This is a genomic window from Sphaerochaeta sp., from assembly GCF_050256055.1.
Lineage (GTDB): Bacteria > Spirochaetota > Spirochaetia > Sphaerochaetales > Sphaerochaetaceae > Sphaerochaeta.
In genome coordinates, this window is record NZ_JBFWIJ010000006.1 from 1 (window position 1) to 17,027 (window position 17,027).

The 17,027-nt window shown below is 50.3% G+C and carries 15 protein-coding genes; 10 read left to right on the forward strand and 5 right to left on the reverse strand.

From position 1 onward, the window contains the following. Both AB7C91_RS03575 and AB7C91_RS03580 read right to left on the reverse strand, forming a co-directional pair. The coding region (locus AB7C91_RS03575) for a class I SAM-dependent methyltransferase (RefSeq protein ID WP_428589283.1) at window positions 1-717 on the reverse strand (717 nt) is incomplete at its 3' end. Between the two features lie 3 nt (window positions 718-720). Further along, the gene (locus AB7C91_RS03580) at window positions 721-1,356 is read right to left on the reverse strand and encodes a TetR/AcrR family transcriptional regulator (RefSeq protein ID WP_428589286.1); all 636 of its coding nucleotides are present in this window, start codon (window positions 1,354-1,356) and stop codon (window positions 721-723) included. Window positions 1,357-1,541: 185 nt separating this feature from the next. On the opposite strand from AB7C91_RS03580, the gene trxA reads away from it, so the two are divergent. Then, window positions 1,542-1,862: a thioredoxin gene (trxA, locus tag AB7C91_RS03585; RefSeq protein ID WP_332446960.1), complete on the forward strand. Its 321-nt coding sequence runs from the start codon at window positions 1,542-1,544 to the stop codon at window positions 1,860-1,862. A gap of 10 nt (window positions 1,863-1,872) precedes the next feature. Here the strand turns inward: trxA and AB7C91_RS03590 are convergent, their stop codons facing one another. Next, the gene (locus tag AB7C91_RS03590; protein WP_332446959.1) at window positions 1,873-2,817 is read right to left on the reverse strand and encodes a hypothetical protein; all 945 of its coding nucleotides are present in this window, start codon (window positions 2,815-2,817) and stop codon (window positions 1,873-1,875) included. 89 nt (window positions 2,818-2,906) lie between these two features. On the opposite strand from AB7C91_RS03590, the gene argH reads away from it, so the two are divergent. Continuing rightward, the gene (argH, locus tag AB7C91_RS03595; RefSeq protein ID WP_332446958.1) at window positions 2,907-4,280 is read left to right on the forward strand and encodes an argininosuccinate lyase; all 1,374 of its coding nucleotides are present in this window, start codon (window positions 2,907-2,909) and stop codon (window positions 4,278-4,280) included. A gap of 53 nt (window positions 4,281-4,333) precedes the next feature. Here argH and AB7C91_RS03600 read toward each other — a convergent pair whose 3' ends face one another. Then, on the reverse strand, window positions 4,334-6,076 hold the full coding sequence (locus AB7C91_RS03600; protein ID WP_332446957.1) for a Na/Pi cotransporter family protein: 1,743 nt from the start codon (window positions 6,074-6,076) through the stop codon (window positions 4,334-4,336). A gap of 148 nt (window positions 6,077-6,224) precedes the next feature. Between AB7C91_RS03600 and prs the strand changes: the two genes are divergently transcribed. After that, a complete protein-coding gene (gene prs / locus AB7C91_RS03605) occupies window positions 6,225-7,517 on the forward strand; it encodes a ribose-phosphate diphosphokinase (protein WP_332446956.1) in 1,293 nt (430 codons plus the stop codon). Between the two features lie 101 nt (window positions 7,518-7,618). Continuing rightward, window positions 7,619-8,821 (forward strand): pyridoxal phosphate-dependent aminotransferase, encoded by a 1,203-nt coding sequence (locus AB7C91_RS03610; RefSeq protein WP_332446955.1) that lies wholly within the window; start codon window positions 7,619-7,621, stop codon window positions 8,819-8,821. Between the two features lie 3 nt (window positions 8,822-8,824). Here the strand turns inward: AB7C91_RS03610 and AB7C91_RS03615 are convergent, their stop codons facing one another. Further along, window positions 8,825-9,244 carry a secondary thiamine-phosphate synthase enzyme YjbQ gene (locus AB7C91_RS03615; protein ID WP_332446954.1) on the reverse strand — a complete coding sequence of 140 codons (420 nt, stop codon included), beginning with the start codon at window positions 9,242-9,244 and terminating at the stop codon, window positions 8,825-8,827. Between the two features lie 79 nt (window positions 9,245-9,323). On the opposite strand from AB7C91_RS03615, the gene AB7C91_RS03620 reads away from it, so the two are divergent. From AB7C91_RS03620 to AB7C91_RS03645, 6 genes are all read left to right on the forward strand, one after another. Then, complete coding sequence (locus AB7C91_RS03620; RefSeq protein ID WP_332446953.1) at window positions 9,324-10,229, forward strand: DMT family transporter; 906 nt, start codon at window positions 9,324-9,326, stop codon at window positions 10,227-10,229. Between the two features lie 84 nt (window positions 10,230-10,313). Continuing rightward, window positions 10,314-11,138: an acetolactate decarboxylase gene (gene budA, locus AB7C91_RS03625; protein WP_428589293.1), complete on the forward strand. Its 825-nt coding sequence runs from the start codon at window positions 10,314-10,316 to the stop codon at window positions 11,136-11,138. Further along, window positions 11,135-12,127 (forward strand): DUF3089 domain-containing protein, encoded by a 993-nt coding sequence (locus AB7C91_RS03630; protein ID WP_332446951.1) that lies wholly within the window; start codon window positions 11,135-11,137, stop codon window positions 12,125-12,127. Before budA ends, AB7C91_RS03630 begins: the two co-directional genes overlap by 4 nt. Before the next feature lie 58 nt (window positions 12,128-12,185). Then, complete coding sequence (locus AB7C91_RS03635) at window positions 12,186-13,352, forward strand: radical SAM protein (RefSeq protein WP_332446950.1); 1,167 nt, start codon at window positions 12,186-12,188, stop codon at window positions 13,350-13,352. Between the two features lie 46 nt (window positions 13,353-13,398). After that, complete coding sequence (locus AB7C91_RS03640; protein ID WP_332446949.1) at window positions 13,399-14,559, forward strand: MFS transporter; 1,161 nt, start codon at window positions 13,399-13,401, stop codon at window positions 14,557-14,559. A gap of 74 nt (window positions 14,560-14,633) precedes the next feature. Further along, window positions 14,634-17,027: hypothetical protein (locus AB7C91_RS03645; protein ID WP_428589296.1), on the forward strand; the 2,394-nt coding region annotated here is incomplete at its 3' end.

The window sequence follows — 17,027 nt, forward strand, 5'->3', positions numbered from 1 at the left end:
TTCGTATAGCTTGGCTTCACGCCGGAGAAAGGCAATCATATTCTCTACGCTCTTGTTGCCGGGATATTGCTTCAGGAATTCTTCCTGCCTCGCTTGTTGCGGTACAAAGTAATGATCGGTCCAGCACGGTTCGGGCAGGGCGAACGCAGCAACCGGGACATATCCTGCTTGTTGCATCAAGATAATGTTGTGCCCTATGGTTGTGATTTCGGGCACTGCATCATGCCACCATGCTTCTATTTCCTCTGGCCGGGTCTCGGTAAACCAGGACTCATAGGTCACGGCAATATACCCATCCTTCTTGAGGAAGTTTCTCCAATACTGCAATCCTTTTTCGAAGCCTATGTTGGCGATGGCTCCCTCTGACCAGATGACGTCGAATTCCTCCTGCCGGAAGGGCAGGGCGTCCATTGAACCGACGACGCCTTGTATCCTGTTTTTGAAACCAAGGTGTTCAGCGGTAGCAAGCAATCTGTCAATTGAGCCTGCATACAAGTCCAAAGTGGTGATGGTTGCTTCCGTGTTCTGCGCCAAAACCATGGTTTGGTAACCCGTACCGCACCCGAGATCAGCAATCTTGGTCGTATCGGAAAGATGTTCCAAGAACCCCAATGCCTTGATGGTCTGTTCCCGACTGCCCGGACCCTGCCGTTCAAGTGCAGTAAAATATTCATTGATGAGGGCAAAATCAATCTCGTGAATCGTTGTATCTTCCATAGTTCATACTCCTTCCTGGTTTGGCTGGTTCAATACATTCCTGTTTTCCAGAAACCGTTTGATCTGGATCTTCAACTGTCTGGTTGTCGCCTGTGCATCAGTCTTGGCGTCTGAAATGCTGAGCAGCAAGTAAAACGGTGCGTACAGTTCGATTGCCAACTGTCTGGGATCGTCGGTGATCGTACCTTGTGCCTGCATCTCACGAAACAGATCCTCCACATACTCGACCGGTCCGCTGACCAGACATGTTTGGTAGAGTTCCATCATTTTTGGATTTCTGTATTGTTCCAAGATCAGCATTCTTCGAAAATTGTTGAAAAACTCGTCTTCCGTCCAGATGCGAAATTGAGCCTCCATGAATACCTGGACGGCCTCCAAGGTTGTCGATCGGTAAGCCTGCGGCGATTGTGCATAGGGTTCCTCCGGCACACCGTGGTGCTTGGCATTTTGTGCATCCAAAGTATATACACGCTCCACAATGTGGTCGAATATGTCCTGTTTGTTCTTATAGTGTTTGTATAAGGCGCCTTTTGTCATGCCGAGTTGCGTAGCAATGGCACTGACGGATGTAGCTTCATATCCCTCCTGTGCGAAGAGACGAAGTGCGGTCTGCAGTATGGTTTCTTTTGTGGTCGGCACGCAATCCTCCTTGTATGTTGGTACACGAACGTTTGTTCGTATTATTAGTAAACGATCGTTCACTTGTCAAGCTATGCCCCCTGCACGGATGGATGAAGTACAAGAAGTTGCGTTCGGAATCTCTGCGCTCTTCACTTTTCAACGGTTTGCCGGTAGTATGCTCATGTACATGAGGAGCAAAATCCATGAGTGAAATCATCATTACTGAAGACAATTTTGAGAAAGAAGTGCTGAAGGCCGACAAGCCTGTGTTGCTTGATTTCTGGGCTCCATGGTGTGGACCGTGCAAGATGATCGCCCCTGCGGTAACTCAGCTTGCCCAGAAATATGAAGGTCGTCTTATCGTCGGTAAAGTCAATGTTGATGAAACAGGATCGTTGGCTGATCGGTTCAACGTAAATTCCATCCCTACTTTGATGATTTTCAAATCAGGAGATGTGGTAGACCAGCGCATGGGTGCCGCGTCCCTTGCCGTCATCGAAGGGTTTGTATCTCCCCATCTCTGACCAAATTTCCCTATTGGTAGAGGACAGTAGAATTCTGGTATCCGAAACTCGCTTGCTTGGTATCACAGATATACCAATCATCCTGGGAATTGGTATCGACGAGTTGCTTTCTGCACATCGATCGGGTGGAAGTACTGTTTGTTGAATCGATGCTCAGCTTGCTGTCGACTTGTGTCCAGTGCTTTCTTTCCACCAAAAGCGTAGCCTCGTCAAGAAGGTCTTGCGATCCGAACCCTTCGAATGTCGAAGTGGTGTGGTTGCCCCATACCACTGCATCGAGCAACGGACTGTCCCATTGCGGGCTCAACGAAAGGGCAATGCATCCATTGTTGGAGGAAAGCCCACTCCGATTTTCTGAAACATAAGACGAGGGATCGACTTCTCCTTTACTGAATACAACGACCAAATATGTTCCCCGTTCCACCCAACGGTCGGAAAAAATGAAACGATCGGTTGCCAGTTGCTCCAGTCCAGAGGTAAGGGTGAGCCCGGCCAGGTTTCCCCGGCTGGTGACCAGCAGTTCGACCCGGTCGGGATTGGTATCCGTCCCCTTGGTGGTGAATTCGTTGATCAGCAAGGATGGTGGATTCGGGTTCTGTACCCAAACCTCCATACGGAAGATGGTACTGTTTCCTGCCAAATCCTCAACTCGGGCGGCAATTACCTCGCCCTTTCCGGGATTGAGCTCAGTTGAGAATCGGATGACCACCGTTTCCGTTTGAACCGTGCAATCGGAGATGGGGTTCTCGTCACAGGTGAACTGAAGTTTTTTTGATTTGATCGGTTCATCAAACACAAACCGAACGGTGTCCGGATACCTTGCTTCTACGCGGAGCAGGGTAGGCGGACGGCTGTCTGTCCGGGAAAACAAATCGAAGATCGTCGGCTCCTCTTTGCATCCGCAACCGGTACACAACAACAGCGTGGTCAGAAGCAATACAGAAAATTGTTTCATGAATACTGAGAATCGAACAAGGTTGTTTTGCTTCAATTGACAGGTTCAACCAATGCCAATAGACTTTGCACTAGCTTGGGAGGCCTTCGATGTCCAAACTTTGGCAGAAAGATTATTCACTTGACTCCTTGATGGAGGAGTTCACCGTCAGTAACGACTATATCCTTGACCAACAGTTGGTGATTGCCGATTGTCTGGCCTCAATCGCCCATGCACGGGGACTGCACGAGATCGGGATTCTCAACGATGACGAACTCGGGGCCTTGGAACTGGGGCTGGGGGACATCATCAAACTCAGGCAGCAGGATGATTTTCCGATTACCAAGGAAGATGAGGACTGTCATACCGCCATCGAGGCGTATCTTACCAAACAATTTGGGGAAGTAGGCAAGAAGATCCATACCGGACGAAGCCGCAACGACCAGGTGCAGACAGCCCTCCGCATCTGGATGCGTGAATACACCCTCAAACTTGCCCATCTGACCGCCGGCCTGAGTGAACGTCTGCTTGCGTTTGCCGAACATCATGCTGAGGTCCCGATGCCCGGGCGCACTCATATGCAAATCGCCATGCCTTCTTCGGTGGGTCTTTGGGCTTCCTCCTTCGCAGAGGAATTGTACGATGAAGCCCAGCATCTGATGCAACTTTCCTGGACATTCGATCAGAGTCCGCTTGGTTCGGCGGCAAGTTACGGAGTGCCCCTTCCCCTTGATCGGCAGTTTACAGCGGAACAGATGGGATTCACCCGTGTACAGAACAACGTCTTGTACGCCAACAACAGCCGAGGGAAGTTCGAGGCCATGCTTCTTGATGGGTGTGAGTACATCGCTCTCACCTTGAGCAAGCTGGCACAGGATCTGATGCTTTTCACCCTCCCCGAATTCGGGTATTTTTCCCTGCCGAAAGAATTGTGCACCGGTTCCTCCATCATGCCGCAGAAAAAGAATCCGGATGGTTTGGAACTTGCACGCAGCCGTTCCTCATTGATAGGCTCTGCCGCCATGCGGATCAAATCCATCATCCGCAGTCTCCCCTCCGGGTATAACCGCGATTTTCAGGATACCAAGGAGCCGTTGATCAACGGGACGAAGGCAACCTGGCAACTGGTCCAGATTTTCATGCGGATGCTTGACGGGTTGACCGTCAACACTGATGCCCTGCTTGCAGCCTGTACTCCTGAACTGTATGCCACTGATGTGGTGCTCAGGCAGGTACAGGAAGGAAAGAACTTCCGTGATACCTACAAGGATGTCGGCTTGCATCTGGACGCAGTAACCGCCCTCGATCCGGTTAAAACCATTCTTGATCGAAGCAGCATCGGGACCACCGGCAATCTCGGATTGGATGAGGACCAGCTGTTTGTCTCCCTCTTAAAGAGCGGTTGTGAGGAAGTGCTTGCCAGTTATCACGTGGTATATGAGAAACTCTGTGGTTTGGAAGGGGTCGAAACCGTTCTGTATTGACCGTAAAAAGGACCTTCTTTCGAAGGTCCTGCTGAGAACGAGGAATTCACCGCTTAAGCCAAGGCTTCGGTGGTATTTCCTGAACGCTTTTGTAACATCGGGGTGTGCTTTACCGCCTGATGGTAGGCTTCGGCGATATTGGTGCAGTAGTCTCCGATATGCTCGAGGTGTCTGATTTTCTCAAGGATCAAGAGCTCTACCCGTACATCGGCCTTTCCATCGGAAAGTCGATCCTGGACCATCTGACTGAGTTTGTTCCGCCAGCTGTTGATCTGTTCCTCAAACTCATTGGCTTTTTGCATTTCCGCCTTCGTAAGGGTTCTATCCATGCGGTCGCGTACGTAGTCAAGGAATTCTTGGACCAGCAGTTGGTATTCACGCAGATCCTTGTCCGTTTCCGGATCGAATTTCCAGCCTTGGTTGTATCTTCGTTGACTGAGCATCGTCAGATTGTAGCAACTGTCGGTCACCGACTCGAGTTCATCCATGACCCTGATCAAACAGTTGAGGCTGGATGCATTGGTAGGTGTCTGTGAATCCTGCAGGAGGTGTACGCAGAAGTCCGAGAGCTGTTCCTGCATCTGGTCGGCGTATTCCTCGTCCTTTTTCATCGCCTGTACATCGTTCTCCATATTAGTCTCAGGATTGTTGAACATCCCTCGGTACCGGGTGAGCATGTTGCAGGCAAGGTTTGCCATCTTCTTGATCTCGTCACGGATGGCGAGCATGTAAATCTCAGGACTGTCGATGAAAATACCACCGATGTACTTGAAGTGATAGGTGCCCTCATCATACTCAGCCTTGGCGGGAACCAAGCGTTCTATGAAGTGTGCATACTTGCGGACGAATGGGAAGAATGCCACGGTATTGATGATGTTGAATACCGAATGGAACATGGCCAAAAACAAGGGGAGCTGATTGGAAAGTTGTTGTCCTGAAAGAGAGAAAATGTTTCCCGGGGTCAAAAGATTTACAAATGAGAGGAAGGGATGGAAAATCAGCAACGCCCAAACACTTCCTACAACATTGAAGATGATATGCGCCCATGCTGCACGTTTTGCAGTGGTGCTGGTACCGATGGAAGCCAGATAGGCGGTGATGGTGGTTCCTATGTTTGAACCGAGGATCAGCGCTGCTGATGCGGTGACCCCGAGCCATCCATTGTAAGCCATCGTCAAGGTCATGGCCATAGCCGCCGAGGAGGATTGCACGACCATGGTGACGAATGTTCCCAGGAACACGCAGAACAGGTTCATCCAAATCGTGTCACTGTTGAACGTTGAAAGGAAAGAAAGGACTTCGACGTTGCCGGTGATATCCGGAATGGAATGCGACATGAAATTCAGGCCCAAAAAAAGGATGCCGAATCCAAGTAGTACATCTGCGACATCACGGGTTTTGTTTTTTTTGCTGAACATCATGGGAGCTGCTATGGCGATGGAAAACAGCGCCAGAACGGTGATGTCCAATTTGAAGCCGAGCAAAGCGACCAACCATCCGGTGAATGTGGTACCGATATTGGCTCCGAGGATGACACCGATTGCTTGCGTCAAACCCATCAACCCGGCATTGACGAAGCTTACAACCATGACGGTGGTTGCCGATGAACTCTGTATGATCACAGTGATGAGCAACCCGGTCAGAATGGAAACGAAGCGGTTCTTCGTCATCAACCGGAGAATGGCCTTCATCTTGTCGCCGGCCGATTTCTGAAGCCCTTCACTGAGGAGCTTTATACCAAACAGAAAAAGCCCTAGGCTGCCTACAATCTGAAAAAAAATCGTAATTGTTTTCATATCAGTTCAAACGTATCAAGTTTCTGGCATGTTGGTAAAGTAGGCGGGCAGAGAGTTTTTCAACAAGCTTAAGCGCAAGGATCAATCAAACCTTTTTGCAGAGCAAGAATGGATTGAACTTTCAGCCTTCTTGTTGTATGGTTCAGCCATGAGCATCATCAAACCTCACAAGCTCGGGATTATCTCAGGCCCCGGTTCAGAATATTTCACCGGCAAGGTGGTCAAACACCTGCGCCGTCTCTATTTGGAGCGATATACCAAGCTCTCCAGCGCACTTGCGAAACGACATGGGATGACTGAGGATGAGATCCTCAAGACCGTGACGCTGATGGATGATCTGAACAACAAGCGGATTCCCCGCAGTAAGTGTCCCTCGACATTCCAGTGTCCGGACTTTACGATCAAGGTAAAATACACCAAGTTCGCCAACGGGGAGGAAAAGGCGGAGATTCTGGACGCTGTCCGTGGCCTTCGCATTTTCATTATCTATGATGTATCAAACATGGAACCAGTCAAGGTCGCCGGCTCTGATGAACCGGTTCGTCTTTCGGTCAATGATCACTTGATGTTTCTTTTCACCACCATCAATGCCATCCAGTTGGCAGGCGCTGAGAGCGTAACCTTGGTGCTTCCCACCTATCCATATTCCCGTCAGCACAAAAAGAGCGCCCGCGAGGCTTTGACCGCTGCCATGTTCGGTCACATCTGTGAAATGCTCGGTGTCGAGCGCATCATCACCTTGGATATCCACAGCAGGGAAATTGAGAACAGTTTCTCTCGACTCCATCTGGAGAACCTGCATGCATCCTATCAGACGCTGATTGCGTTGCATAAGCTCATTGATTTCAGCGATCCCGACCTGGTGGTCGTTTCCCCGGATACCGGGGCCATCAGCCGGAACAAGTTCTATGCCCAGGCATTGCACCGACCGTTGGCAATGCTCTACAAGGAGCGCGATTATTCAATCGTCAGTAAGGATGCAAAGCACTCGAACATCAAGAGCATCAATTTGCTCGGCGATGTAAACGGAAAGACGGTCCTGATGGCCGATGATATGCTTGCCACCGGTGGAACGATGATCATCGCCATGCGCGAACTTACCAACCTTGGGGCGAAGAAGATCATCTGCATGGTCAGTCTTCCCTTGTTCAACGGAAGTGCCGTTGAGGATTTTGATGCAGCCTACAAGGAAGGCATCTTTTATCGGATCATCGGGACAAACTCGGTATTCCATGGACGCGACCTTCTGGAAAAGGAGTGGTTCATCCAGGCCGATATCACCGAATTGTTCGCCAGGGTCATCAGCAGATTGCACCATGGCCGTTCGATCAGTCCGTTGCTGGACAACAGGAAATTCATTCAGATCTTGATTGACAACAGTCAGGCAAATCCCCAGGCGCCGCTTCCGGGGGCCAGCGCTAGTGACCCGGACCGCGACTGATTGATCCTCGCGGCTCCGGGTTATCAATACTTCACCTCATCCTCTGCTTTGCTGGGACGAGGTGTCGAACCGTAGAAACCCCACCAACTGGAGTGTCCTGTATGCACATGTCACATAGAATTTCTGCTTTCCAATGTTCTCCGATACGCCGTTTGTCACCCTATGCCCGTGATGCGGTACGCCGCGGCATCAAGGTATACCACCTGAACATCGGACAACCCGATATCAAGACTCCCGAGCAAGTCATCAAAGCCGTCCGTTCCTATGATGAGAAGATCATCGCATATGGAAACAGCGAGGGACGACAGGAATTGCGGGAAGCGCTTCCTTCTTATTACGAGAAATACGGCCTCAAGGTTCAGGCGGATGACATCCTGATCACCACCGGAGGCAGTGAAGCACTGCAATTTGCGTTCATGACCCTCTGCGACCCGTATGACGAAGTCATCATTCCCGAACCGTATTACACCAATGTCGCCTCATTCGCCCACTCGGCGATGGTCACCTTGGTTCCGGTAACCAGCAAGATGGAGGATGGATTCGCACTTCCCGATATTTCCGAGTTTGAGAAACGTATCAGCCGTAAGACCGGCGCCATCCTGGTATGCAGCCCGAACAATCCCACCGGACATGTCTACACCCATGATGAACTGCTGCAACTGCTGCAGTTGTGTGAGCGTCATGACATTTTCCTCATTGTCGATGAGGTCTATCGGGAGTTCTGTTATGATGAGAAGCAGTTCACCAGTGTACTTTCCTTTCCTGAATATGCCGATCGCGTCATTTGTGTCGACAGCTTCTCCAAACGGTACAGCATGTGCGGTTCCCGTATCGGCGCGTTGATCAGCAAGAACAAGGAAGTATTGGAGAACGCACTCAAGTTGGCCCAGGCCCGCCTCTGTCCCCCCGATATCGAGCAGGTCGCAGCCTGTGCTGCTTTGGATACCGATGATTCCTATCTCATCGAGGTCCGCGAGGAATATGAGAAGCGAAGGGATTTTTTGGTGGAACACCTGCAGAAAATTGAAGGGGTCAAGTGCAGCACGCCCAAGGGAGCTTTCTACATGGTAGCTGAGCTTCCCGTGGATGATGCCGAAAAATTCGCCATTTTCATGCTCAAGGACTTCAATTTGCAGGGGAAGACCGTCATGGTGGCTCCCTGTGAAGACTTCTATGTAACCGAGGGGTTGGGGCATACACAGGTTCGTATTGCCTATGTACTCAATACCGATGACCTTGCAGAAGCAGTGGCCTGCATCGATGCAGGCCTGAAAGCCTATCGCAGCCAAGTCTTGGGAGCTTGACGGTTATTCCCCGATGACTTTGATCAGTACGTGCTTGTCGCGCATGCCGTCGAAGTCGTAGTAGAAAACCTGTTCCCAGGATCCAAAGTCAAGTCTGCCTCCGGTAATTGCGATGACCGCCTCGCGTCCCATGACGGTGCGCTTGAGGTGGCCGTCAGCATTGTTCTCCTTGTCAGTATTGTGTTTGTACTGTTCATAGGGAAGCTCGGGGGCCAGTTTTTCCAGCCAGATCTCGAAATCCTCGTGCAGGCCTTTCTCAATTGCATTGATGAAGACACTGCTGGTGATGTTCATGGCATTGACGAGTACCAAACCCTCCTTGATGCCGCACTCGTCGACCGCTTCCTGTACGGCGTCGGTGATGTTGATCAGGCCGCGTCGTTTGTTGAGGTGAAACCATAGTTCCTTTCGATAGGTCAGCATAGGCGCCTCCTCTCTGGTACAAACAGTATAGCATGGCTCATTGCATAGCAGAAGAATTCAAGGTACACTGCCGGCCATCATGCAGGAAGTTCATATCGTCACCCGTTCCCAGCGGTTGTTGGGTCATGTTGCAGTATTCTTGACCATGTGTGTCTGGGCTACCACCTATATTTCCACAAAGCGTCTTCTGGTAGGATTCGAACCGATCCAGATCTTGTTGGTCCGTACCATACTCGGACTGTTGGTGCTGACCGCGCTCAATCCGAGAAGATTGGTGTATAAGCAGGCACAAGATCGCTATTTGGTTGCGGCGGCAGGTTTTTGCGGATTGTTTCTCTACTATTTCCTGGAAAACACCGCACTTACGTATAGCACCGCTTCCAACGTGGGCGTCATTGTGGCCGCAGCCCCGTTTTTCACCTTTTTGGCGTCCCACCTCATGCTCCACGAGGAAAAGCTTCGCGCTCAGTATTTCCTCGGGTTCGCCGTCGCCATGGCAGGAATCAGCATGATTGTTTACAGTGGGACCTCAAAGTTGCATCTCAATCCGATCGGAGACCTGCTTGCCCTGACGGCCATTATGGTATGGGCGTTGTATACGGTACTCACCCGAATCATTGCAAAACGAGGATATCCGAACCTGTTGGTCACCCGAACGATGTTTCTCTATGCCTTGGTGGGGTTCCTGGCTGCGAATCTGCTTGCCCGTCGTCCGTTTCCCTTCGCTTCGCTGCTCAAGACCTCCTACCTGCCGCACTTTCTCTTCCTTGGTTTGGTTGCCTCCGCGTTCTGCTTTCTTTCCTGGAATTTCGGACTCAGGACGATCGGAACCATCCAAAGTTCCTTTTATCTGTATCTCAGCCCCATCATCACCATCCTCTTTTCTTCCCTCTTCCTTGGAGAATCCCTGACCCCTTCTGCGGCGATCGGTACCGGGTTGACATTGGGAGGGCTTTTGGTTTCGGAATACCGGAGAATTCGATAACTCGTGAATGATGCGGATTCCTCTGGGTTTTTTCTTGCACCCTCTGATCAGGGGGAGTACTCTGAGAACAATTGGAGGGACATCATGGGGTATCGGGGTCATCGGAATCCTCTCTACGTACTGGTTGTCCTGTTTGTTTGCATCCTCCTTGTTACAGGATGCAGCACATTTGATCGCAAACAGGGCCAGTTGTCACAGGTTTCCGTGCTTAATGCATTGTTGCTCGGCGAATATGATGGATTTGTCTCCGTCAAGACACTGAAGTCATTCGGTACCATCGGTATCGGCACCTTCGATACCTTGGATGGGGAAATGATCATGTTGGATGGGAAGGTCTACCAAGCAAAGGCCGACGGGACGGTACTACCCGTCAAGGATGCCATGCTCGTCCCCTTCGCCATGGTGACCGGATCTTCTTCGAATGTGGCTGCGGTATCCTTGTCCTCGGTTTCTGGAATCGAGGCATTGAAATCCCGATTGGATGAGATCATTTCCCAGACGACCAACGACTTCAATCGCTTCTATGTGGTTAAGTTGGAAGGATCCTTCCATCAGGTACGAGTCAGAAGTGTCCCTAGTCAGAAAAAGCCTTATCAGCATCTTGCGACGATTGCCGCGACCCAGAAGGAATATGCGTATGAGGACATCGAAGGAACCATTGTAGCCTTTCGCTGTCCAGAGTATGTGAATGGGATCAACATGCCGAGCTGGCATCTGCATTTTCTCAGCGCCGATACAAGCAAAGGCGGCCATCTGTTGCAGACCGATATCGACCGAGCCGAGTTGGAAATGGGGGATATGACCGATTATCATGTCCTGCTTCCTTCCAGCGAGTCTTTTGCCTCAATGAATATCGTTCATGATCTCTCTGAAGAAACACTTGCGGTGGAAGGGGTGACAAAACAATGAAACATTCTGTTCAGCTTATCTTGCTTTGTGTGGTGGTTCTTGGCCTGAGTGGGTGTGCATCCACGCAGATGCAGGAAGAGAATCCGTATGCAGATCCATCCCAATGGATCTCGCTTCCCCCGACCGCTCTCAAGCCGGTAGATGTGTTCTATCTGTATCCTACGGTATATGCACGTACCAGCGATACCGCATCCATATACTCTGAGCGTGACGATGCAACCCTCAGAGGTCAGGCAACCATGGCGTTCCAGCTCCAAGCTACCGCTTTCGCTCAGGTTGCCAATTTGTACGCACCGATGTATCGGCAGGTTGACGCAGCCACCGTTCTTTCACTTCCCTTCGACCAACGGGACTCGCTCCTACAGCAAGCCCCCTTGGAGGATGCCATCGCCGCGTTCGATTACTATATCCAGCACTACAATCATGATCGACCATTCATCCTGGCCGGACACTCACAAGGGTCGGATGTGCTCAAGCTTCTGCTTGCCGGGTATATGCAAGAGCATCCTGAGGTGTATGCACGTATGGTGGCAGCCTATTGCATCGGTGCCTCGATCACGCCTGCTTTCTTGGCTGAATATTCGCATCTCAAGTTTGCACAAAAATCCGATGATACACAGGTAATCATCTCCTACAATACGGAAGGGCCCGGTGTTACCGAACCGAACCTGATCGTGAGCAAGGATGCTCTGGTCATAAATCCATTGAATTGGAGTAGGACCGAAGAGCCTGTTGATGCCCAGAACAATCTGGGATCGTTGCTTCCTGGCCCCAACGGGAATCCGGCCTTGCTGGCGGGTATCGCTGATGCCAGGCTGGACCTCAGCCGGTCGGTAGTCATATGTTCCACGGTCGAAGGCAAGCTGCCGGTACTTGCTTCTTCTGCGCACTTTCCCAAAGGGGTCTATCATTCTTTCGATTATGCACTCTACTATGCGAATATTGCTGAGAATGCGATGCAGAGGTTTACTGCGTATCAAAATCAATGATCAGCCTCTTGCGTAAACCACTATACTAATGTTACCCTACCTACGTGCGAGGTAGGGTATGGATACGCAAACCAAATTGGATATTCTCAGCCGGGATGCACAGTATGACCTGAGTTGCGCCTGCGGTACGAAGAATCCGGCCGAACATAGAAAGCGCAATGCGACCGGTTCCGGTTGGCTCTATCCCACCACCACAGCCAGTGGGGGAGCGGGAATCATACTCAAGACCCTGTTGGGAAACCGGTGCGTCAACGATTGCAAATATTGCCCGCTTCGCAATGACCAGGATTATCGTCCGGTGGCGCTTTCTCCCAAGGAGATGGCTTCCTTTTTCTATGAATTCCAGAGCAAGCGGCCTTTGCTCGGGCTGTTCATTTCCAGTGCGGTCCTCGGTTGTCCGGACCATACGATGGCGCTCTTGATCGAGACGGCCAGGCTTCTTCGGGTGCAGCACCGCTACCGAGGCTACATCCATATGAAGATCATCCCCGGCTGCAGCAAGGAGAGCATCGATGAAGCGCTCAAGTATGCTTCCGCACTCTCCTTGAACATTGAGACTCCGGGTGCAGAACATTTTGGAAAACTATCCCATGCAAAGAATTACGAGGCTGATATTCTCCAACCTTTGACCTATCTTGCAAGCCGAACATCCAAGGGAAGCAGGTATGAGAAGGTTCATACTTCCAGTCAATTCATCGTCGGGGCGAGTGATGAAATGGATAAGGAAATCCTCCTTTACACCAGCCGGATGTACAAGGAGTTGCATTTCGGCAGATTGTATTTCAGTGCCTATCAGCGTGGGTTGGGTGATCATTCGATCCCCGGTGAACACGTAATCGAGAGGCCGGCCCAATTGGAGTTGTTCGATGAATTGGGACAGCCTGAATCATCTCATGCTTCCCTGAACCGAGAACATCGGTTGTATCAAGCCGATTGGTTGTTGCGTAGATACGGCTTTGCCTATGAGGACTTGTTGTTCGGGGAGAACGGGAACCTAAACCTGGACAGAGATCCGAAATTGGTCTGGGCGCAGGCAAACCCACAATTTTATCCACTTTCGATCAAGAAAGCACCCCGTGATGCTCTTTTGAGGGTTCCCGGATTGGGTCCAACCTATGTGAACCGCATAGTAAAAAGCAGGCGGAGCAGTCCTCTTTCCAATCTTGAGGATTTGAAATTGCCGATTTCCGTTCTTGAAAAAGCCCGACCTTTTCTCACTATTTGAGAAGGGATGCTTGTTGCACTTCGGACAAACTTCTACAATGCAGCATATGGTCAGCCTCTATACGTCGTTTTTCTTTGTATATTCCATCTATGCGGTGGTGAATCCGTTCTTGCAGGTAATGCTCAGGAACTTGGGATATTCCTACGATGTAGTGGGAGCATTGCTTTCCCTGTTCGAGGTTGCCGGCATCATCGGCCCGCTGTTGTTGGCGCGTCAGGTGGACAAGCATGGAAACATGAAGGGGTTCGTGCTCCTCTGTACGCTGCTTTCCGCCATGGGGATGGTCATTCTTATGACTTCGGTAAATTTGGTGATGACCATCATCGGTTCGGTAATTCTGGCTTTCTTCCTTCGTTCGCTGCTCCCCATCTTGGACAGTTATGCCAACAACCTCTTCAATGGTGATTCCCAAAAATACACATTGCTACGCTCGTTCGGTACGTTCGGGTTTGTGTTTTTTTCTCTGGTATTCGCAGCCACCAAGCGTCCGGATCTTACCAGTAATCGTGATATCGGGACATATGAGCTGTTGGCAAGCGCAATTTTCTTTTTGTTGGTCCTGACTTGGAAATCCGAACCGAAACCCAAGCATGAGTCATGCCTCTTGCTCTCCGATGCAACCGGTCCTTGGTGTGACAAGGCATTTGTGGTCGGACTGGTCATCATAGCCTTGAATCGCATCAGCATGTCCTCGGTGACAAGTTTCTTCAGTCTGTACCTTGCAGAGGAACTGAAGATCAATGCAATCAGTTTGATGAATGCCATCGGGGCGGGTAGTGAATTCTTCGCCATGATCCTTGCCGGTTTTTTAATCCAGAGGAAGAAGGTGCTTCCGGTGCAACTGTTGATGATCAGCTCGGTTGCGATGACTGTTCGACTGCTCATATATGCATTGTTTCCTTCCTACGGAGGGGTTTTGGCGGCTCAGTTGCTCCACAGTCTTTGTTATGGATTCTTCCATCCGGCGGCTATTTACTTTGTCGCCCGACGTGTGAAGCGTTCTCATCGGACCTTGGGTATGTCCATGTATGTTTCCCTGGGTACCGGTTTGCCCGCAGTCTTGGGATCCATTTTGGGAGGAGTGGTCGTGCAGAACCATGGATATCGTGTATTGTTTGCCGGTTATTCACTTTTTGCGGTTGCCTCCTTGGTGTTGTGCGTGGTCTTCTATCGCTTGATGACCACACCTGCGATTGAAAAAATATGATGTATGCCAATCTGCAGAGGAAGTTTGAATGCTCGTCGAAGGTATGGTATGCTCTGAGCTAAGGAGATGCAGCAATGAAAACCAGTGAATCATGGGATTTGCTTTCCGTCGGTGACATTTCACCGGAAAAATTGCAAAAGAATCTGAAGGAAATCTCCACCTTCCTGGCAAATGATGAAAAAAGCATCAAGGCACTGGTTTTTCAATATCATCCTTTGGAACTTGTCAAATATGCTTGTTGGGAGGAACGTCGTCTTCGCTCCACCAAATCCATCGATTCCTTTTCCCAGCAGGTCGCTTCCGCTTTGGTCTCATACCTGGCAGGTTTGTTGCCATATTGGCAGCAGGATTATTCCCAGAACCGTGAGATCAAAAGCAAGGACTGGAAACGGTTGGTGCAAGTTTTTGAGGATATTTGTCGAAAGAGCATTCGGTATGTTGACAACTATGCGTTGTTGCTCAAGGCGACGAATCGCATCGACAGTGATGCGTTGTTGCTGGCATTCCAAGCTGAGGTGGACGAATTCTGCCTCCCCTCAGGAATGGACCCTTCCTTGATCGAGCAGACCTATACTGCACTAAAGTACCAATTGCAACCGTTTAATACGCTGGTCAATGAGGTGTTCCCCGCCAAACTTGATGGCCTGCTTGCGTCATTCCATGTACTGTGCAAACGTGCATTCGAAGGGATCGACGCATTGAGCGAGGAAAGTTCGACGTTCAAGCAGGCGAGCATGTTGCAATTTGAACTGATGAAAACCCATGGTGAGGATGTCCAGGATATCAATCAGGTGATGGACAGGATCATCAAGGAACAGGGCTGGGAATCCTGGGTGGCTGATATTGTGGACCGAAGAGATGGGTTCGGATTGTATGACGTGCTCCGTGATACGCAACTCCAGGAACGTGATGCCTACCTGCTCTCCTTGACGTTTGCCTCGAATCCGTTTGATTCGTCGGAGCATCTGTTGTTTGAGACCTTGCCGCAACAGGATAGTCCATTCCTGCGCATCGGATCATCATTTTATTGTTTTGATGCTTCTACTTTGCTCATTCGGGCGTATGGATGCATCAAGCGTGCTGTATGTGCAAAAGATCCAGAACTGCAGCGACAGTGGGATGTGATCGAACAAGAGAAATGCAAGCTTGTACCGATCACCTTCTTTACGGCCATGCTTGGTTCGATGCATTACACCCGAAATGTATCCACTGCCGATGGGGTGTTGGACGCCCTGTTTGAAAATGGGAAGAAGGAGCTTGTAGTGCAGGTTCCTGATGCCAGTCATGTGCTTCAACGCTTTCATCCGTTCAAAGAGACTGATCAGTATCTTTCCCAATTGCAGGAGGAAATGACGGCACGTGAACTTGCTTGTCTTCATCCAAGTCCTACTGTCATCATAGATACCAAGCATCCGATACTCTACCCACTTGAAATGCAGGATGGGGTGCTTCAACTTTCATTCCTCCAGTTGGCAAACCTGGGATCACAATGGGAAGGGGTTGCACAGTTGAAGGATATATTGGGAGTCTCGTTCTCCGCTGAGTTGCATCATCAACACGAGGGCATCCCTGAGGAAGAGGGCATCCCTGAGGAAGAGGGCATCCCTGAGGAAGAGGGTATCCCTGAGGAAGAGAGTATCCCTGAGGAAGAGAGTATCCCTGAGGAAGAGAGTATCCCTGAGGAAGAGGGTATCCCTGAGGAAGAGGGTATCCCTGAGGAAGAGAGTATCCCTGAGGAAGAGAGTATCCCTGAGGAAGAGAGTATCCCTGAGGAAGAGAGTATCCCGTTCGCAGGGGCTTCCTATTTCACCTCTGATACCCAAACAGAATCCGGTTCCGTTGATTCTGAAAAGGACAAGGAGCAGGAAGAGACTGAGACCGCTGCCGAGTTGGCTGAATATGAGGAACAGCCCAACCTCTTTGATCTTGAGGAAGATGATCTGTTTGGTGTCTTGCCGAACGGGGAAGAAGATGAAAACGAAAATGATGAATATGAGCAAGAGGCATATTGTCTTTTAGAACCTCAAACAGATGGGGATGAAGAAGAGGAATCAGAGGATTTCTTGGTTTCCGCTGATCAAGAACAAGAAGACGAAGAAGATGATGTTCCCGATGCTTTTCCGGTCGGACCGGATGAAGATGATGATATTGATTGGGAAGAAATGATTAAACAAGATGAGCAGCAGCAAGAGGCTCCTGCCCCTCAAAGCAATTCTCCCTTCTCCTTCTTTGCCCATCTTTCAAACATTGCCAAGGGGGTTTCGGATGAACTTCCTGCCAGGACGAATCAAATTACTCAAAATACGGAAGAGGTTCCCGCTGAGCAAGAGGTTCCCGCTGAGCAAGAGGTTCCCGTAGAGCAAGAGGTTCCCGTAGAGCAAGAGGTTCCCGTAGAGCAAGAGGTTCCCGTAGAGCAAGAGGTTCCCGTAGAGCAAGAGGTTCCCGTAGAGCAAGAGGTTCCCGTAGAG